We start from the raw sequence: 970 nt of genomic DNA, 5'->3' as shown, positions 1-970 counted from the left end.
AATAAATAACGCTATAGCGATTCCGTCAACAATCTTATACATACCACCGGTACTAATATTTGCGACGGTTTCTTTTAGATTATAGGCTTCTGGCCGCCCTTTTTTTCGCCAATATACAGCCTCGGCAATAATAATCGATACGAATAAAACTCCAAAAATGACGATAAAACCTATTGCATGCATTACATCTTCCAAAGGGTTTTCCTCCTACGTTGCTCCGCCCAATGTAAGCGAGATCCAATAGAGCTTGAGCCGAGATTAGCGTGTTTAATTGCTATCTACTTTACGTTTCTGCTCAAAGGTGTAATTGCCATTCTGCCGTTATTTTTTGACAATCTCCGCCAAAAGTAACAGGGTTATAGGATCAATAGTATGTGTAGAGCGCTTAAAAAATGTTGAATGACCTATTCATTACACGCGATGTCGTGGGCTTATTAGCCCATTATTTAGAGTGTCATCAACTCGATTATCCTCGCTATCGAGAGAAGTTAGCCCACTACGCGAGTAAACAACACATGTCCTACGAACAGTGGTGGGAATTGCTAGAAGAGTTACAGGCGCTCAGCGGCGTTCAGGCACTGGGCCTTGAGGTGGGTAAATGCGTCAAAGTTGAGCACTGTGGCGTACTGGGCTATCTATTTCGTACTAGTCGCAATGTAGGAGAAGCACTCTCCTGCTTTAAGCGTTTTCAAGGTATGTTATATGCGGGCAGCCAGGCTCAGATTGCGCAGGTAGACTCTGATACCGTAAGCCTGATTTGGGAGCCAGATTTTGGCTATTCGAGCCAACTCTCGGACGAGCTTCTGCTCGCCGCCATCGTTGGCATCATAAGAGAGATCATCCACCCCTCCCCGCTCTGTTTGTTACAAGTGGATTTCACACAAGCACTCTCAGATAGCAACTCGGAAATATACGCCTCTTTTTTGGATGCAAGGTCAAGCAACACCAACCAAAACTCGCGCTGAGCTTT

1 protein-coding gene and 1 pseudogene are annotated in these 970 nt (G+C 44.9%); one reads left to right on the top strand and one right to left on the bottom strand.

Features of this window, described 5'->3' with window-relative positions; translation table 11 throughout:
- Positions 1–195, bottom strand: a pseudogene (locus A3750_RS19025) (sterol desaturase family protein); the annotation flags it as partial.
- A gap of 197 nt (positions 196–392) precedes the next feature.
- Between A3750_RS19025 and A3750_RS19020 the strand changes: the two are divergent.
- Positions 393–965: an AraC family transcriptional regulator ligand-binding domain-containing protein gene (locus A3750_RS19020; RefSeq protein WP_068548630.1), complete on the top strand. Its 573-nt coding sequence runs from the start codon at positions 393–395 to the stop codon at positions 963–965.
- The last annotated feature ends 5 nt before the right edge of the window (positions 966–970 follow it).

Source organism: Oleiphilus sp. HI0079 (assembly GCF_001635105.1).
The sequence above is the reverse complement of the archived record's forward strand: the minus strand, read 5'-3'. Positions and strand labels throughout refer to the sequence as shown.